Source organism: Tardiphaga sp. 862_B3_N4_1 (assembly GCF_051811085.1).
Classification (GTDB): domain Bacteria; phylum Pseudomonadota; class Alphaproteobacteria; order Rhizobiales; family Xanthobacteraceae; genus Tardiphaga; species Tardiphaga robiniae.
Genome location: NZ_JBPWQB010000002.1, coordinates 981,599 through 1,007,672, shown reverse-complemented (window position 1 = coordinate 1,007,672; position 26,074 = coordinate 981,599). Strand labels below are relative to the sequence as shown.

The 26,074-nt window shown below is 62.7% G+C and carries 24 protein-coding genes; 11 read left to right on the top strand and 13 right to left on the bottom strand.

All coding sequences use genetic code 11. The features are described from left to right. Window positions 1–216: 216 nt before the first annotated feature. The 5 genes from AB8B02_RS22030 to AB8B02_RS22010 form a co-directional block, all read right to left on the bottom strand. The gene (locus tag AB8B02_RS22030; RefSeq protein ID WP_439065161.1) at window positions 217–1,218 is read right to left on the bottom strand and encodes a Bug family tripartite tricarboxylate transporter substrate binding protein; all 1,002 of its coding nucleotides are present in this window, start codon (window positions 1,216–1,218) and stop codon (window positions 217–219) included. 277 nt (window positions 1,219–1,495) lie between these two features. Next, entirely contained in the window at window positions 1,496–2,743 is a 1,248-nt protein-coding gene (locus AB8B02_RS22025) for an MFS transporter (RefSeq protein WP_439065160.1), read from the bottom strand. Between the two features lie 323 nt (window positions 2,744–3,066). Further along, window positions 3,067–4,038, bottom strand: coding sequence for a TAXI family TRAP transporter solute-binding subunit (locus AB8B02_RS22020; RefSeq protein WP_068729346.1), 972 nt, complete (start codon window positions 4,036–4,038; stop codon window positions 3,067–3,069). A gap of 40 nt (window positions 4,039–4,078) precedes the next feature. Beyond that, on the bottom strand, window positions 4,079–5,050 hold the full coding sequence (locus AB8B02_RS22015) for a TAXI family TRAP transporter solute-binding subunit (protein WP_439065159.1): 972 nt from the start codon (window positions 5,048–5,050) through the stop codon (window positions 4,079–4,081). Window positions 5,051–5,137: 87 nt separating this feature from the next. After that, window positions 5,138–7,153, bottom strand: coding sequence for a TRAP transporter permease (locus AB8B02_RS22010; RefSeq protein WP_093757458.1), 2,016 nt, complete (start codon window positions 7,151–7,153; stop codon window positions 5,138–5,140). Window positions 7,154–7,359: 206 nt separating this feature from the next. Here AB8B02_RS22010 and AB8B02_RS22005 point away from each other — a divergent pair, with 206 nt between their 5' ends. From AB8B02_RS22005 to AB8B02_RS21975, 7 genes are all read left to right on the top strand, one after another. Next, a complete protein-coding gene (locus AB8B02_RS22005; protein ID WP_439065158.1) occupies window positions 7,360–8,301 on the top strand; it encodes a TAXI family TRAP transporter solute-binding subunit in 942 nt (313 codons plus the stop codon). A 29-nt stretch (window positions 8,302–8,330) separates the two neighbouring features. Continuing rightward, the gene (locus tag AB8B02_RS22000; protein WP_439065157.1) at window positions 8,331–9,332 is read left to right on the top strand and encodes a tetratricopeptide repeat protein; all 1,002 of its coding nucleotides are present in this window, start codon (window positions 8,331–8,333) and stop codon (window positions 9,330–9,332) included. A gap of 3 nt (window positions 9,333–9,335) precedes the next feature. Beyond that, window positions 9,336–9,869, top strand: a complete 534-nt coding sequence (locus AB8B02_RS21995) for a tetratricopeptide repeat protein (RefSeq protein WP_439065156.1) — start codon at window positions 9,336–9,338, stop codon at window positions 9,867–9,869. A gap of 66 nt (window positions 9,870–9,935) precedes the next feature. Continuing rightward, window positions 9,936–11,846: a propionyl-CoA synthetase gene (locus AB8B02_RS21990; RefSeq protein WP_439065155.1), complete on the top strand. Its 1,911-nt coding sequence runs from the start codon at window positions 9,936–9,938 to the stop codon at window positions 11,844–11,846. Between the two features lie 64 nt (window positions 11,847–11,910). Continuing rightward, the gene (locus AB8B02_RS21985; protein WP_439065154.1) at window positions 11,911–12,177 is read left to right on the top strand and encodes a hypothetical protein; all 267 of its coding nucleotides are present in this window, start codon (window positions 11,911–11,913) and stop codon (window positions 12,175–12,177) included. 180 nt (window positions 12,178–12,357) lie between these two features. Continuing rightward, on the top strand, window positions 12,358–13,050 hold the full coding sequence (locus AB8B02_RS21980) for an OmpW/AlkL family protein (RefSeq protein ID WP_439065153.1): 693 nt from the start codon (window positions 12,358–12,360) through the stop codon (window positions 13,048–13,050). A 222-nt stretch (window positions 13,051–13,272) separates the two neighbouring features. Beyond that, complete coding sequence (locus AB8B02_RS21975; RefSeq protein WP_011665834.1) at window positions 13,273–13,491, top strand: alkylphosphonate utilization protein; 219 nt, start codon at window positions 13,273–13,275, stop codon at window positions 13,489–13,491. Between the two features lie 3 nt (window positions 13,492–13,494). On the opposite strand, the gene AB8B02_RS21970 is transcribed toward AB8B02_RS21975, so the two are convergent. Continuing rightward, on the bottom strand, window positions 13,495–13,833 hold the full coding sequence (locus tag AB8B02_RS21970; RefSeq protein ID WP_184512154.1) for a potassium channel family protein: 339 nt from the start codon (window positions 13,831–13,833) through the stop codon (window positions 13,495–13,497). Window positions 13,834–13,999: 166 nt separating this feature from the next. On the opposite strand from AB8B02_RS21970, the gene AB8B02_RS21965 reads away from it, so the two are divergent. Beyond that, entirely contained in the window at window positions 14,000–14,590 is a 591-nt protein-coding gene (locus AB8B02_RS21965; RefSeq protein ID WP_439065152.1) for an SMI1/KNR4 family protein, read from the top strand. Between the two features lie 101 nt (window positions 14,591–14,691). On the opposite strand, the gene AB8B02_RS21960 is transcribed toward AB8B02_RS21965, so the two are convergent. Further along, window positions 14,692–15,387: a DUF1013 domain-containing protein gene (locus AB8B02_RS21960; RefSeq protein WP_089267677.1), complete on the bottom strand. Its 696-nt coding sequence runs from the start codon at window positions 15,385–15,387 to the stop codon at window positions 14,692–14,694. Between the two features lie 245 nt (window positions 15,388–15,632). On the opposite strand from AB8B02_RS21960, the gene ispH reads away from it, so the two are divergent. Genes ispH through rnhA form a run of 3 tightly spaced genes read left to right on the top strand, consistent with a single transcriptional unit; the run spans window position 15,633 to window position 18,030 of the window. After that, entirely contained in the window at window positions 15,633–16,598 is a 966-nt protein-coding gene (gene ispH, locus AB8B02_RS21955; protein WP_089267676.1) for a 4-hydroxy-3-methylbut-2-enyl diphosphate reductase, read from the top strand. A 5-nt stretch (window positions 16,599–16,603) separates the two neighbouring features. Beyond that, on the top strand, window positions 16,604–17,584 hold the full coding sequence (locus AB8B02_RS21950; protein ID WP_439065151.1) for a homoserine kinase: 981 nt from the start codon (window positions 16,604–16,606) through the stop codon (window positions 17,582–17,584). After that, window positions 17,581–18,030, top strand: coding sequence for a ribonuclease HI (gene rnhA, locus AB8B02_RS21945; protein WP_089267674.1), 450 nt, complete (start codon window positions 17,581–17,583; stop codon window positions 18,028–18,030). Before AB8B02_RS21950 ends, rnhA begins: the two co-directional genes overlap by 4 nt. A gap of 191 nt (window positions 18,031–18,221) precedes the next feature. On the opposite strand, the gene AB8B02_RS21940 is transcribed toward rnhA, so the two are convergent. The 6 genes from AB8B02_RS21940 to AB8B02_RS21915 form a co-directional block, all read right to left on the bottom strand. Continuing rightward, window positions 18,222–18,707 (bottom strand): peroxiredoxin, encoded by a 486-nt coding sequence (locus tag AB8B02_RS21940; protein WP_439065150.1) that lies wholly within the window; start codon window positions 18,705–18,707, stop codon window positions 18,222–18,224. Between the two features lie 205 nt (window positions 18,708–18,912). After that, window positions 18,913–19,458: a DUF924 family protein gene (locus AB8B02_RS21935; protein WP_439065149.1), complete on the bottom strand. Its 546-nt coding sequence runs from the start codon at window positions 19,456–19,458 to the stop codon at window positions 18,913–18,915. A gap of 54 nt (window positions 19,459–19,512) precedes the next feature. Beyond that, complete coding sequence (locus tag AB8B02_RS21930) at window positions 19,513–21,201, bottom strand: long-chain fatty acid--CoA ligase (RefSeq protein ID WP_315844052.1); 1,689 nt, start codon at window positions 21,199–21,201, stop codon at window positions 19,513–19,515. Between the two features lie 135 nt (window positions 21,202–21,336). Beyond that, window positions 21,337–22,833, bottom strand: a complete 1,497-nt coding sequence (locus AB8B02_RS21925; RefSeq protein WP_439065148.1) for a D-alanyl-D-alanine carboxypeptidase family protein — start codon at window positions 22,831–22,833, stop codon at window positions 21,337–21,339. A 207-nt stretch (window positions 22,834–23,040) separates the two neighbouring features. Beyond that, entirely contained in the window at window positions 23,041–24,837 is a 1,797-nt protein-coding gene (locus AB8B02_RS21920; protein ID WP_093757446.1) for a glucan ABC transporter ATP-binding protein/ permease, read from the bottom strand. A 105-nt stretch (window positions 24,838–24,942) separates the two neighbouring features. Then, the gene (locus tag AB8B02_RS21915) at window positions 24,943–26,016 is read right to left on the bottom strand and encodes an ABC transporter substrate-binding protein (RefSeq protein ID WP_439065147.1); all 1,074 of its coding nucleotides are present in this window, start codon (window positions 26,014–26,016) and stop codon (window positions 24,943–24,945) included. Window positions 26,017–26,074: the final 58 nt, after the last annotated feature.

Here is a 26,074-nt window from a genome sequence, read left to right as displayed (position 1 = left end):
AGTGGCGGGGAATCCCGACATGTTTTGCGCTGAACACTCCGGGATACCGGGTTCGCCTTTCAGCGGCTTCGCCGCTTTCATGCGCCCCGGAATGACAGCGATGAGCAATCGCCAGCCCCAAATGCCGAAGGGCACGCGTATTGACGCGTGCCCTTCGATTAACTTGCTATAGACAGCGCGGCGTGAACTGCCTGTGCCGACCCGTTGCGTTCCTGCTTACTCCGGCTTAATGCCGGCGAACTGGGCGACCTTGCCCCACTTCTCGATTTCGGACTGCACATAGGCATCCATGTCGGCCGGCGAACCGCCGGTCGGATCGGCGCCGAGCTTGATCAGGCGGGCAGTGCCATCGGCCGACTTGATGAACTTGTCGGTCGAGGCATTGAGCTTGGCGATGATCTCCTTCGGCGTCTTCGCCGGGGCTGCGATGGTGAACCAGGAGGCGGCGTCGTAGCCGTCCACGCCGGATTCGGCGATGGTCGGAATGTCCTTCATCGGCTCCCAGCGCTTGCTGGTGGAGACGGCGAGTGCACGGATCTGGTTGCTCTCCGCGAAAGGCTGCGCCGCCGGCAGGTTGTCGATCATCACATGGACGCGGCCGCCGATCAGGTCGGTGAGCGCAGGGGCGCTGCCCTTGTAGGGCACATGGGTCAGCTTCACGCCGGTCATCGACTTGAACAGTTCGGTCGACAGATGCGCGGTCGAACCGAGGCCCGGCGTGCCGTAGAAATATTCGTCCGGCTTGGCCTTGGCGAGTTCGATGAATTCCTTGACGCTCTTGGCCGGCAGCGAGTTGGTCACCGAGAACAGGTTCGGCACCTTGGCGATCACGATCACCGACGCCAGATCCTTGACCGGATCATAGGTCATGTTCTTGAACACGAACTTGTTGATGGCGTGGGTGCCGGGCGTGCCGACCAGGAAGGTGTAGCCGTCGCCTTCGGCCTTGGAGACGAAATCAGCGGCGATGTTGCCGCCGGCGCCGGCCTTGTTCTCGACGATGAACTGCTGGCCCATCTCTTCGGACATCTTCTGCGCGACGACGCGGGCCAGAATGTCGGTGGTGCCGCCGGCCGCGAACGGAACGATGAACTTCACCGGCTTGGTGGGCCACTCGGCTGCGCTGGCGCGGCGCGACAGGATCGGCAGGGTGCCGAGGGCAGCCGCGCCGCCGAGGATCACGGAGCGGCGGGACGGGAAGCGGATCGATGATGACATCTCGAAGGGTCCTTTTGCATGTCGGACAGGCCGCGCGGCTGCGACGCGCGATCTGATTGAGGGTGTTTAAGACAATGACGGGAGGCCGGGATCAAGTGGGAACCGGCACGGCTGGGGCAACGAACCCGACGGTCCGCTCCTGCGACTCATCTGCGCAACCGGCAGGTCCTTTCAGCTTCTCCCGATCAGGCGTTTCCATGGACAACATGCATGGGAACGTACTGGGTGGATGGTACTATGCTGCACTGCGGGTTGCTACCGCAATGCAATACCATCCTTAAGCATTTGGTACTAACGGCTGATGACGTGCGTCGGAAGGTCGCGTCTCCGGCATGGCCACGATGAACAGGATGAGGCCGATCCCCGCCAAAGCGGCAAGCGCCAGGAATGCTGCGCTGTAGCCGGCCTTGACCACGATCACGCCGGCAATCGCGGTACTGAGCGCGCCCCCCAGCCCCGCCGCCGTCGCGATCGCGCCCTGGCTGATATTGAAGTGGCCGGTGCCGTAAGTGAGGTCCGCGACCACCAGCGGGAAGATCGCGCCGAAGATTCCGGCGCCGATGCCATCGAGGGTCTGCACACCAACCAGCCAATAGGGATTGTCCGACAATGGATACAGCGCGCCGCGCAGCGCCAGCACTGCGAGCGCGCAGGCGAAGATCGGTTTGCGGCCCCAGACATCGGCCTTGCGGCCGACCAGCATGGCGACCGGCACCATCACCACTTGCGCGGCGACGATGCAGACCGACATCAGCGTGGTGCCGAGTTCGTTGTTCACCAGTGCGAGTTTCTGGCCGACCAGCGGCAGCATGGCGGCGTTGGCGAAATGAAACAGCACGGTGGCGGCGGCGAATATCAATAGCGGCTTGCAGGTCAGCAGCACCTGAAAGCCGGAAGGCCGGTCGGCGGCATCATGATCGTGCGTTTCGTCGAGATCGCCGAGGCCGCGGGCCATCTGATGATCTATGGCGTCAGCGGGGATCGCCAGCGTCGCGAGGATGCTCGCCACAGCCATCGCGGCCATCAGCCAGAACACGACGATCGGCCCGAAGGCATAGGCGAAGATGCCGGCCAACGTCGCCGCCGTCGCGTTGCCGGCATGGTTGAACGCCTCGTTACGGCCGATCCGGCGCGCAAAGGCCTTGGGGCCGACGATGCCGAGCGTGATCGCGGCCAGTGCCGGCGCGAAGACGGCGGCAGCGATGCCGGTCAGCGCCTGCGTCGTGGCGACGAACAGGAAGCCGGGATAGAGCGGCAGCACGATCGAGCCGAGTGTGACGATGACGGCGGCAAGAATGACGATGGCGCGCTTGGCCGCGGTCTTGTCGATCAGGGCGCCGGCGGGGGTCTGCGCGACAATGCCGGCGAGGGCGGCGACCGACATCACGATGCCGATGGAGGCCTCGTCCCATTTCTGGACCGTCAGCAGATAGATCGCGAGATAGGGCCCGAGCCCGTCGCGGACATCGGCGAGAAAGAAGTTCAGTGCGTCGAGCGGATGTTTGATCCTGTTGGCGTCGTGCACGCGTGGTCCTCACGGCACGGCGGTGCCCGGCAGGCAACGGCGGTTGAGTGATCCGGTTCCGCGGTATTCGGCGTGGTCGCCGTCCCATCAGTCGTCGTCCCCGCCTAGTGCGCCGAAGGCGCACGCGGGGCGGGGACCCATAACCACCGAGGTAGAAGTCAAAGCGGCGGCAGTGCCACGGCGACCTCACTCTCATCATGCTTCCCGCGTGCATGGATCCCCGCCTACGCGGGGATGACAGGAGAGTGGGGTGTTACTCCCTCAAACAGAAGCCGCGACACTTGCGTGCCGCGGCTCAAAGTCTGGTCGCGTGATGGCCGGCCTTATTTCCCGATGCCCTTTTCCTTGAAGTATTTCAGCGCGCCGGGATGGAACGGCACCGGCGAGCGCTCCTGCACCTGGTTGTCGAGCGAGAAGCTCTCGGCCTCCTTGTGCACGGCGACGATGTCGGCCTTCTTCTCCACCAGCGTCTTGACGATGTTGTAGGCGTCGTCATCGCTCATCTTGTTGCCGGTGACGATGATGTTCCAGACTTCGGTATTGGCGTTGTCCTTGTCCATGCCGGGATAGATGCTCTTGCTGATGGTCGAGGGCGAATACAGCTTACCGTATTTCTCGTTCATCTTGGCGGCGAGGTCGGCGTGGTCGACGAACTTGATCTTCATGCCGGGTGTGGCGGCGAGATCGGTGACGGCGGCGGTGGGAACGCCGCCGACCCAGAAGAACGCATCGATCTTGCGGTCCTTGATGGCGTTAACGCTTTCGGCGACGCCGAGACGCTCGCGCTTCATGTCCTTGTCCTTGTCGAGACCGGCGGCCTCGATGACGCGGAACGCCATCACTTCGGTGGCGCCCCCCGGCGAGCCTGTGGAGACGCGCTTGCCCTTGAGATCCGACATCTTCTCGATGCCGGCGCCTTCGATGGTCACGATATGCATGCGGTTCGGATAGACCACGAGCAAGGTCTGCAGCGGGACCTTGCCGCTCTTGAATTTGTCCTGGCCGTTCAGTGCGTCGAGCGCGGCGTCGGCCATGCTGAAGCCGAGTTCACTCTGGCCCGAGGCGATTAGCTTGAGGTTATCGACCGACCCGCCGGTGACTTCCGCTGTGGCCTGGGTGTTCGGCAGCGCCTTCGACAGCACATTGGCGATGGCGCCGCCGAGCGGATAGTACACGCCGCCAGTGCCGCCGGTGCCGATCGCCATGGTCTTTTGCTGCGCGATGGCCGCGCCTGCAAGGCCGGCAGTGGCGACCAGCGCCACGGCAATCGATGTCTTTCTGAAACGCTTGAACATGGTTGTCCTCTCCTCCGGTTTTCCTGTGATGTCGCGGTGACTATTTCACCGCGCCGACTTCCTTGAGATATTTCAGCGTGCCGGGGTGGTAGGGCGCCGGCGATTGCGCGGGTGTCTGCGTGGCGAGATTGATGTTCTCGGCCTCCTTATGGACGGCGACGAGATCGGCCTTGTTCTCGAAGATCGTCTTCGTGATCGCATAGGCCGTGTCGTCCGACATTTTGTCGGTGGCCATGATCTGGTTCCAGGCGGCGAAGCCACGGCTGTCGGTGGTCTGGCCCGGATAGCTGCCGGCCTTGATCACGCTGGGTGCGAAGATCTGGCCATATTTCTTCACGATCGGCTCTAACAGGTAGTCGATATCGATCAGCTTGATGGTGACGCCGGGCGTTGCGGCAAGGTCGACGACGGCGGCGGTCGGCACGCCGCCGCCCCAGAAGAAGGCGTCAATCTTGCGATCCTTGAGCGCAGACGCGGATTCCGCCACCGACAGACGTTCGCGCTTGACGTCCTTGTCCTTGTCGAGGCCCGCGGCTTCGAGCAGGCGGAAGGTCTGCGCCTCGGTGGCGCTGCCCGGCGCGCCGCCGGAAATGCGCTTGCCTTTAAGATCGGCGAATTTCTCGATGCCGGTGCCGGCGATGGTCACCACATGCACCGGGCTGGAATAGACGGCGACGATGGTGCGCAGCGGAACGGGCTTCTTGAACTTGTTCTCGCCCTTCACGGCATCGGACGCGACGTCGCCGGTCATGAAACCGAGATCGGCCTGACCGGTTTCCAGCAGCTTGATATTGTCGACGCTGCCGCCGGTGACTTCGCCGGTGGCCTGGGTATGCGGCAGTTTCTTCGACAGCAGGTTCGCGAGACCGCCGCCGAGCGGATAGAAGATGCCGCCGGTCCCACCGGTCGCAATGGCGATGGTCTTGTCTTCCGCAGAAGCGCCGGTCGCCGCGCAGGCGATGCCGAGCAGTGCAAGGCTGAACGCCCTGTGTCTGAAAGCTGTCCATCTCATCGCGTCACTCCCTGAAGTCGGCGGCGCCGCTTATCTGCGGCGTCCGCTGTCATGCGATAACTTGACGTTATTCGTTTCTGTCGTTGGTCATGCCGGCGCCGGTTGCGTCCTCGTCCTTGCCTGCCAGAGCAGCACGCCGAGGCCGATGATGAGGCCAGGCACGAATGTGTAGCTGATGTCGCGACCGATGATCGATTCGATGATCGCCTCGATCAGGCTCGGGAACACCAGCAGCAATCCCGATAGCAGAAGCAGGCCGCGCTCGATCGGTGTATTTTGTCGCAGTGCCCAGTTCTGCGCGACGGCGGCGAGTGCCAGCAGTCCCAGCGTGGTCTTGAAGGTGATCTCGACGATGTCCACCCACGAGCCGCCCTTCGGAATGTTCAGCAGCAGGCCGACGCCCTGCGGGTCGCAGACGAAGACGAATGGCACCAGGAAGGCCGGCAGCGTGTATTTCCACGATTGCAGCGTGGTCTTGTAGGGATCGCCGCCGGTGATGGCCGCCGCCGCGAAGGGCGACAGCGCGGTGGGTGGCGAGACTTCCGACAGCACCGCGTAATAGAAGATGAACATGTGGGCGGCGTAATCGGGCACGCCGAGCTTGATCAGCGCAGGTGCTGCGATCACCGCGCAGATGATGTAGGACGCGGTCACGGGCACGGCGAGGCCGATGATCCAGACGATCAGCGCCGTATAGATCGCCGTCAGCAGCAGGCTGCCGCCCGCATAGGAAATCACGATCGACGAGAATTTCAGGCCGAGGCCGGTGAGCGTGACGACGCCGACCACGATGCCGGCGCAGGCGCAGGTCGTCGCAGCATTGAGCGCGCCGATCGAGCCATCGGCCAGCGCCTTCACCAGTTTCTTCGGCACCAGCGCGGTATCCTTGCGCAGGAAACTGAGCACGAAGGTGACGAGCGTGGCGTAGAACACCGACAGTGACGGCGAGTAGCCGATGATCATGAAGACGACGACGGCGAGCAGAGAGATGAAGTGGAACCCGTAACGCTTCATCATCACGCCGAGGCTGAGCTCAGGCCTGACATTGACATTGTGGGCGCCGAACCGCTTCGCGTCGATCTCCACCATGATCAGCAGCGACAGGTAGTAGAGACAGGTCGGGATGGTCGCCATCCAGATCACGTCGAGATAGCTGATCTTGAGGAATTCGGCGATCAGGAACGCGGCGGCGCCGAGCACCGGCGGCGACAGGATCGCGCCGAGCCCACCCGCGGCCAGCAAGCCGCCGGCAGCGTTCTTCTCGAAACCGGCCTTGGCCAGCATCGGGGCGGCGACGGTGCCGATCATCACCGTGGTAGCGACGCCGGAGCCGGAAGGCCCGCCGAGCAGGAACGAGGACAGCACCACGGTGCGGCCAGCGGCGTTCGACTTGTTCCCCATCAATGATAGCGAGAAATCGATGAAGAATTTGCCGGCGCCGGACATCGACAGGAAGGCGCCATAGATCGTGAACAATATGATCAGCGTGGCTGACACGTCCACCGCGACGCCGAAGATGCCCTCCAGGGTGATGAAGAGATGGCCGACGAGACGCGGCAGGTCATAGCCGCGATGGGTCCATGGCGCCGGCAGATGCGGACCGAGCATCGCATAGGCAATGAAGAAAACGGACACGACCGGCATGATCAGGCCCGTGGTACGGCGCGTCGCTTCCAGCAGCAGCACGATGAAGACGATACCGACGATGACGTCCATATGATCCGGCAGTGTGGCGCGGTCGGTGAAATCGTCGCCGCCCCACAGTGCATAGGCAATGGTGCCGATGGCGACGATGCCCGGCACGATGTCCCACCAGCGCACGCGATTGCGGAAGCGCGCTGCGACGGGGAATAGCAGGAAGCTGAGGATCAGCGTGAAGGCGACGTGGACATAGCGCAACTCCTGCGTCGGCACGATCGCGTAGGCGGCATAGAGATGAAACAGGCTCATCACCACGGCGATGCCGGTGGAGATCGTTCCGGCCCAGCCCAACAGGCGATTTGTTGCGCCTTCATCGGCTTCGATGAAGGCTTCAGCCTTTGCCAAAGCCTCGTCGGAGATGGCAACGGTGTCATCGCTCGTGTTTGATTTCTGGTCAGCCATGTTTCATCCCCCGGGATATTTCCCGCAGCCGGCTTTGCCGGCCTTATTATTCTGAGTGCGGCGCATTCATGCCGTTTTACCCGGCTGGCGCAAGGGCTTACCGGTGAAACTTTCGTCGCGGCAACGGCGTTCGCTATTGCGACGCCGTTGACCGCATGAGGGCTGCGGTTCACCTTCGCGGCCTGAACGACAGGAATAAAATGAGTATGAGGAAGCGTCTGATAGCGGCCATGACGACTGTAGTCGTCATGTGCAGCGCAGCGGCACGCGCCGAGCCGTCGATTACGCTGCTGACTGGCAATACGTCCGGCATCTATTTTCCGCTCGGCGTCTCGATTGCGATGATCTATGCGGATATTCCCGGCGCGAAAGTTCAGGTGCAGACAACCGACGGTTCGGTCGAGAATCTCTCGCGGCTGCAGCAAGGCACCGGGCAAGTGGGTTTTGCGCTCGGCGACGCCCTGAAGGACGCCTGGGCCGGCAATGCCACGGCGGGCTTCGACGGCAAGCAGGACCGGTTGCGGGTGATCGGCGCGCTCTATCCGAATTACATCCAGATCGTTGCCACCAAGGAGAGCGGCATCAGGACGCTGAGCGATCTCAAGGGCAGGAGCCTCTCGGTCGGCGAGCGGAGGTCGGGCACCGAGTTGAACGCCCGCGCCATTCTGGGCGCTGCGGGGCTGCGCTACGAGAATCTCGGCGAGATCAGGTATTTCTCCTTTGCTGAATCCACCACCATGATGATCGAGAAGAAGCTCGATGCTACGCTGCAGTCTGCGGGTCTCGGCGTGACATCGATCAAGGAACTCAGCGAGGCCACGGATATCGTCATCGTGCCGGTGCCGCCCGCGATGGTCAGAAAGATCGGCGCGCCGTTCAAGCCGGACACCATTCCGGCCAGGACGTATATCAGCCAGGACAAACCCGTGCGGACCGCATCGGTCATGAATTATCTGGTCACGAGCAGCGCGGTGTCCGACGACCTCGTCTATCAGATGACCAAGCGCCTGTTCGGCGGCCTCGACGAACTCGCCATTGCCCACCGCGCTGGCCACGAGATCCGGCTGGCGACCGCCGTGAGCAAAAGCCCGGTGCCGCTGCATCCCGGCGCGTTGCGCTACTATCGGGAGCGGGGGCTGATCAGGTAGAGTGGTCCGGCTGGCTTGCTGGGGCTTTCATGGGTCATTCGTTTCGGACGTTGGTTCTGTGCGCCGCTCTCGCGGCAGCATCGCTGCCCCATGCGGCCGTCCGGGCGCAGGGCGCGGCCGAGGCCGCTGCCACCTGCGCGAATGACGACACCTTGCCGCCTGAGCAGATGCTTGGCATCTGCGGCCTGGTGATCGGCTCGACGGCGGCATCGCCGGACCGCGTTCATGCCCTGATCGTGCGTGCCGGGCTGCAACTCAGGCTGGAACAGGTCGACCTCGCCGTTGCGGATGGCGATCTGGCGGTTCAGCTCGATCCCCTCTCGGCTGCAGCGCTCGAAGCCCGCGGCAAGGCGCTTGCGGCCGGCAAGAAGTTTGACCGTGCGCTTGATGACTTCGACCGCGCGATTAGGCTGCGGCCGAACGAGGCCCAATTATTTGCGAGCCGCGCCGCGACCTTCGCATCGATGCACGAAAATCGATTGGCCGTTCGCGATTACACCGAGGCAGTCCGCCTCGATCCCAATCGGGTGCAAAGCCTCGTTGAGCGGGCCGCCGCCTATGCCAAGGTCAAGCGCTTCGATCTGGTGATCGACGACCAGAGCGACATCATTCGCCTGGAGCCGAGTGCGGAACATTACGATGCGCGCGGTCAGTCCTATGCGCGCAACAATGCCTATGGCCGCGCGATTGCGGATTTCGACGCGGCGATCCGGCTGGAGCCGAAGGCGAGCTACTTCGTGAATCGCGGAAACTCCTTCAGTCTCAGCGGCGCGTATGACCGTGCTATCACCGACTACACGACGGCGCTGCAGCTTCAGCCGGAGCTGGCGATGGCCTACAACAATCGCGGCGTCGCCTGGCGCGACAAGGGCGACCCTGCGCGCGCTCTGGCTGATTTCGACGCAGCCGTTCAGATCGATTCAACGCTGGATATCGCTTTGCGACATCGCAAGCAGCTTGAGAAATATCGGGTGGCGGCGCGCAGGCCGGCGATCGGATTGCATCCATCCGCCGATGCGAGCACGCGATAGACAATGACTTTTCGCAATTCATATGTTGGCAGCGTGCCGCGCGTCATCGGCGTCCTGCTCGTATTATGTTGCGTGGCTCCCGACAGGGCATGGCCGGCGGTCAACGAACCCGCAGCCACCGCGCCCGTCGATTCCGCGTTGTGCGTGGCAGCTGTTGCGTTAGGTGATGACGAGAAGATTCTCGCAGTTTGCAGCACGCTGATCGACAACGAAAAGACCGAGCGGGCCGACCGGCTGAAAGCGTTGATTGCGCGCGCCGGCGTCTACACCCGCAAGGATGAGACCGATCGTGCCATCGCCGATTACGATGCGGCGCTGCGGCTCGATCCGACGCAGGCCGTTCTGTTCAATGCGCGCGGCGAACTCTGGCGCAAGAAAGGTGATCGGCCGCGCGCCGTCCGCGATTTTGGCGCTGCGATCAAGCTCGATCCGCAATTCGAGGTGGCGCGTGCCAACTACAAGGCGCTGGCGCAGGAGATCGAGCGGATCGGCGTGGAGATGTCGGTCAAGCCACAACCAAAGGCACCCTTGAAATAGCCTGTCATCCCGTGACAATGACGAGACAATGAACTCCGGCGGTAAAGCCGGGGCGGGAGAGACGCCATGACGACCAACGCATCCAGCCGCTATCACGATGTCCACGCGCAGTCGCTGTCTGATCCGGAAGGTTTCTGGAGCGAAGCCGCGAAGGCGATCGACTGGATTGCGCCAGCGAAGAAGGTGTTCGATCCGTCTGTGGGTCTCTACGGCCGCTGGTTTGTCGGCGGCGTGCTCAATACCTGCTACAACGCGCTGGATCGCCATGTCGCCGGTGGCCGCGCCGATCAGGTCGCGCTGATCCACGACTCGCCGCTGACGGGTGAGGTCCGGAAATTCACCTATGCAGAGATGCTGCATGAGGTGCAGGTGCTCGGCGCCATCCTGCAGGATCACGGCGTCGGGAAGGGCGATCGCATCATCCTCTATATGCCGATGGTGCCTGAGGCTGTGGTCGCCATGCTCGCCTGTGCGCGCATCGGCGCGGTACATTCGGTGGTGTTCGGCGGTTTCGCGGCGAAGGAGCTCGCGACACGCATCGACGATGCGCGGCCGAAACTGATCCTGTCGGCGAGCTGCGGCATCGAGCCCGGCCGCATCGTGCAATACAAGCCGCTGCTGGATGAAGCGATCACGCTCGCCAGTGCGAAGCCGGATGGCTGCATCATCCTGCAGCGGCCGCAGCATGGCTGCGATCTGGTGGCCAGCCGCGATCACGACTGGGCCGAATTGCGCAGCAAGGCGATGGCGGCGAAGAAGTCTGCGGAGTGCGTACCGGTGCTGGCGACGGATCCGCTCTATATCCTCTATACGTCCGGCACGACCGGAAAACCGAAGGGCGTGGTGCGCGACAATGGCGGTCATGCCGTCGCGCTCGCATGGTCGATGTGGAATCTCTACGGCGTGAAGCCGGGCGAAGTCTGGTGGTGCGGCTCCGACATCGGCTGGGTGGTCGGCCATAGCTACATCGTTTATGCGCCGCTGTTCCATGGTGCGACCTCAATCATGTATGAGGGCAAGCCGGTCGGCACGCCCGATGCCGGCGCGTTCTGGCGTGTCATCTCCGAACACAAGGCCGTTGCTTTCTTCACGGCGCCGACCGCCTTCCGCGCCATCCGCAAGGACGATCCGGACGGCAGTTTCATTCGCAAATATGATCTCTCGCATTTCCGCACGCTGTTCCTGGCCGGCGAGCGCGCCGATCCACCGACGGTAGACTGGGCCGAGAAACAACTGAAGGTGCCGGTGATCGATCACTGGTGGCAGACCGAGACCGGCTGGTGCATCGCCGGCAATCCGGTGGGCCTTGGCCAGTTGCCGGTGAAGCATGGTTCGCCGACGGTGCCGATGCCCGGCTACAAGATCGAGGTCGTCGATGAAGCATCGAAGCCGCTGCCCGCCGGCACCATGGGCTCCATCGTGATCAAGCTGCCGATGCCGCCGGCCTGTCTGCCGACATTGTGGGAGCAGGACGCGCGCTGCAAGGAAGCCTATTTCAACGAATTCCCCGGCTACTACAAAACGTCCGACGCCGGATACCTGGATGAAGACGGCTATGTCTATGTGATGGGCCGCACCGACGACATCATCAATGTCGCCGGCCACAGGCTCTCGACCGGCGGCATGGAAGAGATTCTGGCCTCGCATCCCGACGTCGCCGAATGCGCCGTGCTGGGCATCAAGGATACCATAAAGGGCGAGGTGCCCTGTGGCTTCCTTGTGCTGAAGGCCGGCGTTGCACGGCCGGTTGCTGACATCGAGAAGGAAGTGGTCGCGCTGGTGCGCGACAAGCTCGGCCCCGTCGCGGCCTTCAAGCTCGCCATCGCTGTCGGTCGCCTGCCGAAGACGCGGTCCGGCAAAATCCTGCGCGGTACCATCAAGAAGATCGCGGACGGTGACAGCTGGACCATGCCCGCGACCATCGAGGATCCGAAGTCACTGGACGAAATCGGTGCGGCGCTGAAGGGCAGGGTCTGAGCAGACCTTACAAATCCCGCATTTCGCGCTAAACACGGCGTCACTCACGTGACAGGAACCATGCATGCGACTGACCTCGACCTCTCTCATCGCGCTGACGCTGACAGCAATGCTGCTCAGCGCCTGCGCGCGCCGCACCGATGTTCCGATGTCGAGCCTTGGCGATGACGATGACGCGATCTGCCGCGCCAATGGTGTCGTTGTCGGCTCGCCGGAATATGCGGCCTGCCGCAAGGACCGCGACGTTCAGCGCAGCAATGCCATCAATCGTGCCGACCGCGCGCAGCGCAATCTCGGCGAATACATGCTGAACAATCCGAACCGGCCGTAACACCGGCGATTGATATTCCGCAAAATTGTGTCTCCCAAAGGCAACGACCGCGCAGCGAGACGCTGTGCGGTCGTTTGCTTTTGATTGAGATCAACGTGTGAGCGCCGCAGCGAGCGTCTTTCGGATTTGATCGGGTGAGATCGTTCACCCCGAACGAATCGAAAGACAGGGCACTTCGCGATGAAGAGAATTCTGACGACCGTGTCGTTGCTGATGGCGGCAACGGCGATGACCAGCATGGCGACAACGGCAGGGGCCGCCGATCTTCCGGCCGCGACGCCGTACACCAAGGCGCCGTTGGTCGAGGCGTGGAATCCCTGGATGATCCGCCTGCGTGTGCTCGGCGTCATTCCGGAGAATGGCGGTACGGTTCACCAGGTGCCGGGCTCCAGCCTGAAGACCTCCGATCAGGTTGTTCCCGAACTCGACATCTCATATTTCTTCACGCCGAACCTCGCAGCCGAACTGATCCTTGGCGTCACCAAGCACCACGTCACCGGCGACGGCGCCATCGCCGGCCTCGATGTCGGCAAGGCGTGGCTGCTGCCGCCGACGCTGACCTTCCAGTATCACTTCACGCAGTTCGGCGCCTTCAAGCCCTATATCGGCGCCGGTGTGAATTACACCTGGTTCTTCAGCCAGAGTGCGAGCGGTGTGGGCGTAACCAGCAGCCGTCTGAAAGACACCGCGGCGCCGGTGCTGCAGTTCGGCTTCGACTACATGATCGACAAGCATTGGGGCTGGAACGTCGACGTGAAGAAGATGTGGATGCGCCCGGATTGGGAAGGCACGCTGGCCAGCGGCGCGGCGATCACCGGTCAGGTCAAGCTCGATCCATGGCTGGTCGGCACCGGCATCACCTACAAGTTCTGATCCCTGGTATTTCTTGCTTCCCCTCTCCCCTTGTGGGAGAGGGTGCCTGAGCGAAGCGAAGGCGGGAGAGGGGGCGTGTTTTGCACCACCCCCTCTCCCGTCTCGAACCCGCTTCGCGTGTTCGATCCACCATGGCGGACGAATTCGTCCGCCAGCTCCCGCCTTGCGCAGCTTCGCTGCGCGGGGAAAGGGGAAGACAGGCACCCCCGCAAAGGACGCATCATGGATATCAAGGTCAGGGATTCGAACGGCGCGCTGCTCGCCGAAGGCGATACCGTCACGCTGATCAAGGACCTCAAGCTGAAAGGCTCGTCCACCGTGCTCAAGCGCGGCACCGTGATCAAGAACATCCATCTCACCGACAACGAAGACGAGATCGAAGGCCGCACCGACAAGGTCAAGGGCCTGGTGCTGCGCACGGAATTTCTGAAGAAGGCGTGAGGATTACTTCTCACGCTTTCTGTCATCATATCGCTCTCGGAACGTCGAGAGCCGTGACAGGAACGCCAGCATCAGTCCGATGCCACAGATCGAGAACAGCATCGTGAAGATCTTGGCGATGGCCGTGGTCGGCGACAGCGTGGCGTCGCCAACCGTGGTCAGGGCCATCACACTGAAATAGGCGGCGTCGATCCATCGCCAGTGCTCGACAATGCGGAAGAAGATCGTGCCGCCGGTCATGGCGATGGCCAGCAGGAACAGGATCGCGCGAAATTCGGGATCGCGCAGGCCGCGGCGGAAGCCGGCCAGCAAGCGCATCAGACCAAGCCAGAGAGATGCCATCGTCGCCACTCCATGCGTTGCCGTCCATGCGCGATGTCGCAGGATTCGATGGCGTTTGGAAAGTGAAGATTATGCGTCGGGCGCGGCCATGAACCTTGCCTTACCTCTGCAGCACCAAGGAAGGCACCGCTCAGGCGGGATCCCTAACGCATAAGCGGAGTACATGATGGCGAACGAGTTCAGGTTCGAAGACTATCCCGATGCGATGACATTCAAGCCGGTGATGGACAAAGCCATAGCGGCCTTTGCCGCGGAGCAGGGCATCGAATTCTCGTCCGATTATACGGCGTTTCTGAAAGCGCATAACGGCTTCTATTTCGATCTCGACACAGCCAGCCCGCTGGCCGATGGCGTCGAGACATTCGATTCGGTGCGCTACCTCCGCGGTCTCGACACCGGCTTCGAATACAACGACCTGCGCGTGTTCCTCGCCGATGCCGATCTCTGGGACAAGGCCTTCCGTGCCTTCTGCTATCCGGTGGCGGAAAGTCACGGCGGCGATCCGATCGTCGAAATCTACAAGGGTAAGGCGAAGGGTAAGATCTACTTCGTCGATCACGAGGTCATCCCGGACGTCAGCGAACTGGCTGATGCAGGCGTGAACCTGGAGAATGCCGACGACGTCCTCGCTTACATGATCGACAGACAGGGCTGCTTCATCGAAGTCGCCACGTCGTTCTCGAATTTCATCGGCAAGCTGGTGGCATATGACGATGACGGCAGCATCAATGTCAGCATCCGTCGCCCGCTGGCGTGAGCGGGCGGCGCATCACCTGAAACAAAAAAAACGCGGCGGGATGAACCGCCGCGTTTTCAATTCTGTCCTTGCCGCCGCGCATCTGCGCGCAGCGCAGGCGCTTATTCGTCGTCGTCCTGCTTCTTGCTGCCGCCGATGCCCTTCAGCTTGGCGAACACGGCGTCGACATTGAGGTCGCCGCTGCCGCTCTCGGCGGTCTCCAGCTCATCCTTGCGGGTGGTTTCCGAGGCCGGCAGTAGGGTCGCGCCGCCGTAAGCCTGGTCGGTCGGCTTTTCCTTGGCCGCGCGCTGCACCTCGAAATCGAGTTCGATCTGCGAGCACAGGCCGAGGGTCACCGGATCCATAGGGGTCAGGGTCGAAGCATTCCAGTGGGTGCGGTCGCGGATCGAGGCGATGGTGGTCTTGGTGGTGCCGACCAGCCGCATGATCTGGCTGTCTTTCAGCTCGGCATGGTTACGCACCAGCCACAGGATCGCGCTCGGGCGCTCATGACGGCGCGACACCGGGGTGTAGCGCGGGCCCTTCTTCTTGGCGGCTGGCGGCAGGATCACCTTGCTCTCTTCGAGCTTGAGCCGATAATTCTTGTCCTTCTCGCCCTTTTCGATCTCATCGCGGGTCAGCTGCCCGTTGGAAATCGGGTCCATGCCCTTGATGCCCTGGGCGGCGTCGCCGTCGGCAATGGCGCGGATCTCGAGCGGGTGCATCTTGGTGAAATCGGCGACCTGATCGAAGGTCAGCGCCGTATTGTCGACCAGCCACACGGCCGTCGCCTTTGGCATCAGCGGGGCATTGCTCATGGCACATCTCCTTTGCGCTTCGCCCACCTCTTTCGGAGGCGAAGCCGTCTGGTCATCGGTGATGACGGGAATTAAGGCTCTATATAATCTGTCAGAGGGCAACCGCGCAATGCCCGGCAGTTCGGCCTTGACAGCGCCGCAAACCGGCCCCAAGTCCTTATTCAGACAAGCTCTTTGGCTGAATTTTGCCAATCTGACCCATCGCACCTGCCATTTTGGTGCCCAGGCCCCTGGATCGCCCCGATATGACGACCAAACCGTCCCTGAAAATCGTTCTTTGTTCGCCGCGTGGCTTCTGCGCAGGCGTCGTCCGGGCGATCGATACGGTCGAACGCGCACTCGCCATCCATGGCGCGCCTGTCTATGTCCGGCATGAGATCGTCCATAACAAGTATGTGGTGGACAGCCTCAAGACCAAGGGCGCGATTTTCGTCGAGGAACTCGCCGAAATCCCGGACAACACCTCCGCGCCGGTAGTATTTTCCGCCCATGGCGTGCCGAAATCGGTTCCCGAGGATGCCCGTCAGCGCAATTTCTTCTCGCTGGACGCGACCTGCCCGCTGGTGACCAAGGTGCACCGCGAGGCGGCGATCCACTTCAAGCGCGGCCGTGAGATCCTGCTGATCGGGCATTCGCATCACCCGGAAGTGGTCGGCACCGTCGGCCAGCTGCCGCCTGGCGCTGTGCAGCTCATCGAGACCGCTGGAGACGCCCAGACCTTCCAGCCGAAGGATCCGAACAATCTCGCTTTCGTGACCCAGACGACGCTGTCGATCGACGACACCGCCGAGATCGTCGAAGTGCTGAAGAGCCGCTTCCCCACGATCAACGGGCCGCACAAGGAAGACATCTGCTACGCCACCACCAACCGCCAGCTTGCCGTGAAGAAGGTGGCGCCGGTGGTCGATGCGCTGATCGTTGTCGGTGCGCCGAACTCGTCGAACTCGCAGCGTCTGCGCGAAGTGGCCGAGCGCGAGGGATGTCGCGTCTCGGTGCTGGCACAGCGCGCGAGCGATCTCGACTGGAGCATGTTCGAGGGCATCACCAGCCTCGGCATCACCGCGGGCGCCTCGGCGCCGGAAGTGATCGTCGAAGAAATCATGGATGCCTTCGCGCAGCGTTATGAGCTGCATGTGGAGACGGTGTCGGCTGCTGAAGAAAACGAATTCTTCCCGCTGCCGCGTTCGTTGCGTCCCGAGGCCGCGGCGTAACCGCGATGGCGGTCTATACCGATGTTGCCGCCGATGATCTCGCGGATTTCCTGAAGAGCTACGATGTCGGCGAATTGCTCTCCTACAAGGGCATCGCCGAAGGCGTCGAGAATTCCAACTTCCTGATGCACACCTCCAAGGGCGCGTATATCCTCACGCTCTATGAGAAGCGCGTCGAAGCGGATGACCTGCCTTACTTCCTCGGTCTGATGGCGCATCTCTGCGCGCGTGGCGTGAATTGCCCGCAGCCGCAGAAGAATCGCGACGGTGCGGTCTATGCATCGCTCGCCGGCCGGCCCGCCGCGATCATCAACTTCCTCGAAGGCATGTGGCCGCGTCGTCCCAACGCGATGCATTGCGCCGGTGTCGGCGAAGCGCTGGCGAAGATGCATGTCGCCGGGCGCGATTTCCCGTTGGTGCGCAAGAACAATCTGTCGGTCGATGGTTGGCGCGGTTTGCTCGACCTCGCGGCGCCGCGTGCCGATACGGTTCAGCCCGGGCTGCGCGCTTTCCTGCAGACCGAACTCGACTATCTTGCCGCGCATTGGCCAACCGATCTGCCGGAAGGCGTGATCCATGCGGATCTGTTTCCGGACAACGTGTTCTTTCTTGGCGACAAGCTCTCCGGCCTGATCGACTTCCCGTTCGCCTGCAATGACATGCTGGCCTACGACGTGGCGATCTGCCTGAACGCCTGGTGCTTCGAGCCGGATCTGTCGTTCAATGCCACCAAGGCGCGCGCTTTCCTCAATGCCTATGAGGCGGTGCGTCCGTTGACCAGTGCCGAGCGCGCGGCGTTTCCGCTGCTGGCACGCGGCGCGTCGATCCGTTTCTTGCTCACGCGTCTGGTGGATTTCCTCAATGTGCCGGAAGGCGCCTTCGTGAAGCCGAAGGATCCGGTCGAGTATGTCCGCAAGCTGCGCTTCCACCAGTCGGTGACGTCGATGGCCGACTACGGCGTCGAAGTGGCGAGGCAGCCCGCGTGACCACTGCGACGCCTGTGACGATCTATACCGACGGCGCCTGTTCGGGAAATCCCGGTCCCGGCGGCTGGGGCGCGATCCTTCGTTTCGGCGATGCCGAGAAGGAATTGAAGGGCGGCGAGGCGCACACCACCAACAACCGCATGGAGCTGATGGCGGCGATCTCGGCGCTGGAAGCGCTGAAGAAGCCGTGTTCGGTGGATCTGCACACCGACAGCCAGTATCTGCGCAACGGCATCATGAGCTGGATTCACGGCTGGAAGAAAAACGGCTGGAAGACGTCGGACAAGAAGCCGGTGAAGAATGTCGACCTGTGGCAGCGCCTCGACGCCGCGCTGAAGACCCATGATGTGCGCTGGCACTGGGTCAAGGGCCATGCCGGCCACGCGGAGAATGAGCGTGCCGATCAGCTGTCGCGGGATGGGCTGGCGGAGAACCGGGGCCGGTAGAAGCGGGCTCTCTTTTCCCCTCCCCCCTCGTGGGGGAGGGTGCCTTCGCGAAGCGAAGGCGGGAGAGGGGGCTGCATCCCCGCGCTCAAACCCTCTCCCGTCTCGAACCCGCTTCGCGTGTTCGATCCACCCTCTCCCGCGGCGCGCAGCTTCGCTGCGCTGGGGGAGAGGGGAAGTAAGAGGGCTTTAGCTCACAGCTGGCCGAGCAGGGTGTCGCCGCCGGAGACTTCGACCTTGCCCGGTGCCGGCTCGAGGTTGAGCTTGGTCACGTTGCCGTCTTCCACCAGCATCGAATAGCGATGCGAGCGGATGCCGAGGCCGTTGCCCGATGCGTCGAGCTCCATACCGATCGCCTTGGTGAAGTCGGCATTGCCGTCGGCGAGGAACACCGCTTCGTCGCGCAGATCGGTATCTTTCTTCCAGGCGTTCATCACGAACACATCGTTGACGGAGATGATCGCGATGGTGTCGACGCCCTTGTCCTTGATGGCATAGGCGTTGAGGAAGATGCTCGGCAGATGCATTTTGTGGCAGGTGCCGGTATAGGCGCCGGGCACCGCGAACAGCGCCACTTTCTTGCCCTTGAAGATGTCGTCGGTGGTCTTCACGGCCGGACCTTCGGAGGTCATGACACGGAGCTTGGACTCGGGCAGCTTGTCGCCAACTTGAATGGTCATCGTCGATCTCTCCTGAAAGTAAGGGTGAGTGTGTTTAGACCGGCTGCATGACGCGGGCAATATTGAGGGGCGCTCAAAGGCAAGGCAGGGGCTTCTCATCTTCGTCATTGCGAGCGTAGCGAAGCAATCCAGAAAGCAACAAGGGAAGACAGGATTGCCGCGTCGCTTCGCTCCTCGCAATGACGAAGAGGGTCGGAGGCCAATTCTACCCGCCGAAGCCGCCGGCATCCAGAAACGCCTGTTCCTCCGCAGTGGTGTTGCGCCCCAGCACCCGGTTACGGTGGGGGAAACGGCCGAAGCGCCGGATGATGTCGGCGTGCTCGTCGGCGAATTTCAGATTGTCGGTCTCGCCGGTGGCGCGAAACAGTGCGCAGCAGCGCTCCTGATCGACGAGGTCTTCCGAATGCATCAGCGGCATATAGACGAACTGCTGCATCTGCTGGTCGACGCGCTGATCGACGCCGCGCGCGACGGCCCTGATCGTGAGCTCGCAAGCGAGGCGATCGCTGGAAAAGGCCCGCGCATCGTTGCGGAACATGTTGCGGGGAAACTGGTCAAGCACGAGGATCAAAGCGAGCGTGCCCTCGTCACTGGCCTCCCATGACGCAAGGTTGCCTGCGACGGCCTCATCCCACAGCGCGCGAAAGCGGCGGGTGATCTCGGCATCGAAATCGTCGTTCTTGGCGTACCAGCGGTCCCAGCCGGCGTCTGTCCAGAAGGCGATGATGTCGGCGGGAGTCGTTGCAGTCATGCTGAAATCCATAGGGTGGGCCATGCGAAAGCGGGCCCACCCTATAGCAGTGTGTCAGGCCGCTGAGGCCTGCTTCTTCTCGTCGCGGAGTTCGCGGCGCAGGATCTTGCCGACATTGGTCTTCGGCAAAGCGGTGCGGAATTCGATCTGTTTCGGCACCTTGTAATTGGTGAGCTGGGTGCCGCAGAATTTGATGATGTCCTCGGCGGTGACGTTCGGGTCCTTCTTGACGACGAAGGCCTTCACCGCCTCGGTGGTCTTCGGATCGGGCACGCCGATCACGGCGCATTCCAGCACGCCGGGATGGCTGGCGATGACGTCCTCGACCTCGTTCGGATAGACGTTGAAGCCCGAAACCAGCACCATGTCCTTCTTGCGATCAACGATCTTGGTGAAGCCATCGGGGCTCATGATGCCTATATCGCCGGTGCGGAAGAAACCGTCCGCGGTCATCACCTTGGCGGTCTCGTCGGGCCGGTTCCAGTAGCCCGACATGATCTGCGGACCCTTGGCGCAAATCTCGCCGGGCTCGCCGAGCGGCACTTCGTTGCCGTCGTCGTCGCGGATCGAGATGTAGGTCGATGGCACCGGCACGCCGATGGAGCCGTTGAACTGATCGACATCGGCCGGGTTGCAGGTCAGCGTCGGCGAGGTTTCCGACAGTCCGTAGCCTTCGGCGACGAAGCAGCCGGTCGTCTTCAGCCAGCGCTCGGCCACCGCCTTCTGCACCGCCATGCCGCCGCCGTTGGAAATCTTCAGCTTGGAGAAATCGACCTGGTCAAAACCGGGCGTATTCAGCAGGCCGTTATAGAGCGTGTTGACGGCCGGGAAGCTGTTGACCTGATACTTCATCAGCTCCTTCACGAAGCCCGGCATGTCGCGCGGGTTCGGGATCAGGAGGTTGACGCCGCCGGCGCGCACGGCCAGCAGGAAGCAAGCCGTCAGTGCGAAGATATGATAGAGCGGCAGCGCACAGACGATGAAAAGCTGGTCCACATGCGGCGGCTTGCGCAGCGCCGGCTGCAGCCAGGCATCGTTCTGCAGCACATTGGCCAGGATGTTGCGATGGCGCAGCGTCGCGCCCTTGGAAACGCCGGTGGTGCCGCCGGTATATTGCAGGAAAGCGACGTCGTCAGGCCCGAGCACCGGCTTCTTCATCTTCATGCTGCGGCCGGCGGAGACTGCATCGTTGAACCAGACGGCGCCCGGCAATTCATAAGCCGGCACCATTTTCTTTACCCGCCGGACCACGAGATTGACGATCACGCCCTTGAAGCCGAGCATGTCGCCCATGCTGCCAAGGATGACGTGCTTCACATTGGTCTTGGCGATCACCTGCTGCACGGTAGAGGCGAAGTTCTCCAGCACGATGATGGCTTCGGCGCCGGAATCCTTGAGCTGATGCTCGAGCTCGCGCGGCGTGTAGAGCGGGTTGACGTTGACCACGGCATAGCCGGCGCGCAGCACCGCGGAGGTGGCGATCGGATATTGCAGCACGTTCGGCATCATCAGCGCGACACGGGCGCCCTTGGCGAGGCCCTTGCTCTGCAGATAGGCGCCGAGCGCCAGGGACATTTCGTCGAGCTCACGATAGGTGATCGACTTATCCATGCAGATGAAGGCTTTGCGATCGCGGAATTTGGCAAAGCTCTCTTCGAGCAGATCGACCAGCGACGGATACAGGCTGACGTCGATGTCGGCTGGCACGCCTGCCGGATATTGTTTGAGCCAGATGCGCTCCATGACACTTCCCCCTCGATTTGATTATTTCGTCGAAGTATTGAGCAAAGCTGCCCTTGATAGCAAGGCGCGGCGCAACATGACGCAGCCGGAAACCGGCCGCGTTAACGATGATAGTTGAGCCTTGTCGACGAAGGTCTAAGTGCGCGGAGCTGCCGCAGCCGGCTTGGCTTCGCCGGTGGTAGCTTTCGGTGCGGGTTTGGCCGCTGCCTTCGGCTTGGCCGGCGTTGTGGCCGGAGCGCCGGTGGCCGCCGTGGCAGGCTTGGCAGCCGCGGGCTTGGCGGCGGCTGGCTTAGCTGCAGCGGCCGGTTTCGGCGCGGCTGCATCCGGTTTCACTGCTGCCTGTTTTGCAGCCGGTTTGGCCGCAGGCTTGGCGGCTGGTTTCGCCTCGGCCGATGCTGCGGTTTTGGCGTCCTTGCTGTCGGCTGCCGCGTCCGGCTTCTTGGCGGCGGTCTTGGTGCCCTTCTTGCCCTTGGGCTTCGGCGTCTGCCGGGCTTCTTCCACCGCATTGGCGGCGATCAGGTCAGCGCCGGTCTTCTTAGGCCCAATATAAACGATCACCGGCTCGACCGGTGCGGCGGCTGCGGCGATCATGTCGACCGGGCGCAGCGTTGGCGGCTGCAGACCGGCGGTGAAGAACGACATGGCCTGGCTGCTGGCTTCGTTGCTGGCGACGACTTCATCATCGGCGTCGCTGGCCGGGCGCTTGCGTTTCGGTCCGCACATCTCGTCGCGCAGGTTGGGCGGTGCGGCGTCGATCGGTGCGAGGGCATCCACGGTGCCGAGCGCCGGCTGCAGCCAGGTCAGGCCGCCTGTGCCGGTGTTGAAGCCGCGCTCCAGCAGCTGCGCTGCCTTGACGGCGCGCGCCTGGCCGGACGAGGCGCCGAGCACCACCGCGATCAGCCGCTTGTTGCCACGGGTGGCGGTGGCGACGAGATTGTAGCCGGAGGCGCAGATGAAACCGGTCTTCATGCCGTCGGCGCCGGGATAGCGGCCGATCAGCTTGTTGAAGTTCGGCGTGATGCGGCGGCCGAATTTGATCGCGGGAATATGGACGAAATATTCGTATTCCGGCAGGTCGCGAATGATCGCACGCGCAAGGATCGCGAGGTCGCGCGCCGAGGTCACCTGTTCGTCCGCGGGCAGGCCGTTCGGATTGACATAGTGGGTTTGCGTCATGCCGAGCTTCTGCGCCGTGGCATTCATCATCGCGGAAAATCCGTCGACGGAGCCGCCGACGCCTTCGGCGAGCACGACGGCCATGTCGTTGGCCGACTTCACCATCATCATCTTCAACGCGTTATCGATGGTGACCTGCGTGCCGGCCTTGAAGCCCATCTTCGATGGCGACTGCGCGGAGGCGATCGGCGACACTGTCACCACCGTGTCGAGGTTGATGCGTCCCTGCTTCACCGCCTGCAACGTGACATAGGTCGTCATCAGCTTCGTGACGGAGGCGGGGTGCCACGGATAGGTCGCGTTCTCGGCCTGCAGGACCTTGCCGGTATCGGCTTCGACGAGCAGAAGCGCTTCAGCACTGGCCGTGCGCGGCGCAGTCACGCCGAGCGCAAGTGCCGCGGTGAGAATGAACCAGTTGAGTGATAGCAGGCGGCGCGATGCGAAGTGAAACTGCACTATCCGATTCCGGTCCTTTGCGGCCCGCCTGCAGTGCTCCAGCACCGCGCGCAGCAATTCTTGGATTTGAGGTTCGGGGCTCTCATGTCGGTCTGCCGTCACGCGGTGACGGCTGCAAACCTATACCGGCCGAGAGCATCAGAACAGTGGCGAGCCGGTTAAATCGGTGATGAAAGGGGCCAAATTTCGACCGGTTCTCCAAAGACATCAAAGGGGTTCGGCAACATCGGGCAGCGCCATGCTGGCGCGTGCGTCCTCCTGAACCATGAACTGGGCGGCGGCCAGACTGGCGAAATAGCCGCCCTGCATCACGAGTTCATCGAAAGTTCCCGCTTCGATCACGCGGCCGTTCTCAAATACGAGGATGCGCGTGGCGTTGCGGATGGTGGACAGCCTGTGCGCGATCACGAAGGTGGTGCGGCCCTTCATCACTTCATCGAGAGCGACGTTGAGCTTGGCCTCGGTCACGGCATCGAGCGCGCTGGTGGCCTCGTCGAGGATCAGGATCGGCGGGTCCTTCAGCAAAGCGCGCGCGATCGACAGCCGCTGCCGCTCGCCGCCGGACAGCATGCGGCCGCGCTCGCCGGCATTTGTGTTGAAACCGTTATCGCTGCGCTCGATGAAATCGAGCGCCTGGGCGCGTGCGGCGGCAATGCGCAGCTCTTCATCGGTCGCGTCCGGTTTGCCGACGCGCAGGTTGTCGGCGATGGAGCGATTGAACAGCAGCGCCTCCTGGAACACGACGCCGATGTTCCGGCGCAGGCCCGACAGGGTGAGTGCACGGACATCCATACCGTCGATCGAGATGATGCCGGATTGCGGGTCGAAGGCCCGGTGCAGCAGTGCGATGGCGGTGGATTTGCCCGCGCCGGTGGCGCCGACGAGCGCGATGGTCTCGCCGGGCAGCGCCGTGAAGGACAGATCCGCGATGGCCGGCCGCTTGCCGTCATAGGAGAACGACACGTCGTTGAATTCGACCATGCCCTGCAGCCGGCCGGGGTCCATGGCGTCGATACGGTCGCGCACGGCAGGCACGGCATCGAGGACGTTCATGAAATCGCGCAGCCGCGGCGCCTCCATGAAGATGGTGTTGATGAAGGAGACCACCTGTTCGAGCTTCTGGATCAGCATCGTCGCAAAACTGACGAACATCACGATCTCGCCGACGGTGGTGAGACCCTGCTGATGCAGCGCGATGCCGACGGTGAAGATCGCCAGCACCGTGATGGTGGTGGAGGCGCGCGTCATCACCGAGACCAGTGCCCACCACGACAGCACCGGCATTTGCTTTTCGAGCAACTGGCTGGAGACGCCGCGCAGGCCCTGCACCTCGGCATCGATGCGCGTGAAGCTCTGCACCAGCGCGACGTTGCCCAGCGCATCGGAAGCACGCGCGGAAAGGTCGCCGTAATGCTCCTCGACGTCGCTCTGCATGCCCGATGTCTTGCGCACGACCATCGTGGTCAGCACCGTGAATACGACGCACAGGATCACGAGCAGGATGGCCAGTCGCCAGTTCAGATAGATCGACAGCGGCAGCAGCACGAACAACGAGACGATGGAGGCGAAATGTTCGCGGAAGAAGCCGAGCCAGACACGCCACAGCGCATCGGTGCCGGCCAGCATCACTTTCATCAGGCGCCCTGAATGCGTACCGGTGTGGAAGGTCAGCGGCAATTGCATGATGTGTTCGAAATAATCGGTCAGCACCGCCTGGCGCTGGCGATGTGCGAGGCGATCCGCATGAAGTGCCACCACCGCGCCGCAGACGATGGTGAACAGGCCGAACGCAACCCAGGCCGCCAATAGCGGCCAGGGCGATGCGCTGTCCGTCTGCATCGCTGCCGTCGAGAGATTGCCGGAGAGCACGTCGATGATCCGGCCGAACAGCACCGGTTCGGCGAATTGCGCGCCGGCGAGCAGCAGATTGGCGCCCGCAAGGATCCAGCCGAGGCGCTTCTCCTTGCCGAGCAGCTCCAGCACACGGGTGTAAAGACGGATCATGGGAGGTCACTCAGCGCAGCGCGAACGGGATAACCGATTGCGCATAGTCTAGGCGGGGATGGCAGCCGAATACAGCTTCGGGAAAAGTTGTTCAGTTGAACTTCTTCAGTTCATCTTGCGGCCGACCGAGCCCGGCAGGAAGCTGTCATCGAAGATGTCCGCGGCTGAGGGGCGCTTCTTGAAGGTAAAATCTTCGGCGATCTCGTTGAGTGACGTCTCAAAGCGCGCGGCGTCGATGCCACCCAGCCCGTCGCGGCGGACGTCGTCGGTCAGGATATTGTCGGTAATGGCAATGTGGAGCCGCGTCAGTTCAAGGTCGCGCGAACCGTTCTCCATCTGGGTCATGACGTCGGTGATCGCCTTGGCCGGATCCTGGATCGCCAACTGCGTCCCGGCGGTGACGGCGCGAATGAATGCTTTCACGGCCTCGGGTCTGGCGGTAGCGAATTTCGGATTGACGATCAGCGCGAGGCCATAGGCGGCAGACCCGAACTCGGCGAAACGAAACACCGCCAGGTCATCGGCGGGGACGCCGCGGTCGCGCAGGTTGACCGCCGAGAGATAGGAGAAGCCGGTGACCGCATCGACCTGACCGGCCGAGAGCATCGGTTCGCGCACCGCGGCGCTGATCCTCTCCAGCTTCACGGCTGCAAGCTTGATGTTGTTTCGCTTGGCCAGTGCCGGCCATAGCCGGATCGCGAGATCGCGATCAGCGACCCCAAGCACTTTTCCTTCAAGGCTGCCGAGCGAGATCACGCCGCGGCTCTTGCGGGCGACGATGGCATAGGGTGCTACGTTGAGTAGTACGAAGACGGCTTTCACCGTCGCGGCATCGGAATCGCCGCGATAGCGGATCAACGCATTGAGATCGGCCAGCGCCATGTCGCAGGCACCGGAGGCGACCCGCGCGATGGTCTCCTTCGATCCTGCGGCGACGGTGGTGGTTACATTCAGGTTCTCGGCCCGGTACAGGCCGCGGGCATCGGCCAGCACGAAGGGGGCGGCAATCGCATCGACCGCGCGATCGAGCGCAAACTGCATATTGGTCGGTGTCTTGTCGTCAGCCGCCCTGGTGTCGTCGGCGGCCTGTCCCGATGATGCGCAAAAAGCGACGGAGCCCAGCGCACTCAGCGAGAGGAGGACATGCCGCCGGGAAATGTTGGTCGCGTTTCTGGGCATCAAGATACTTAACGACTGACGGACCGGCAGTTACCCCGCCGGGCATGTCTGATTGATG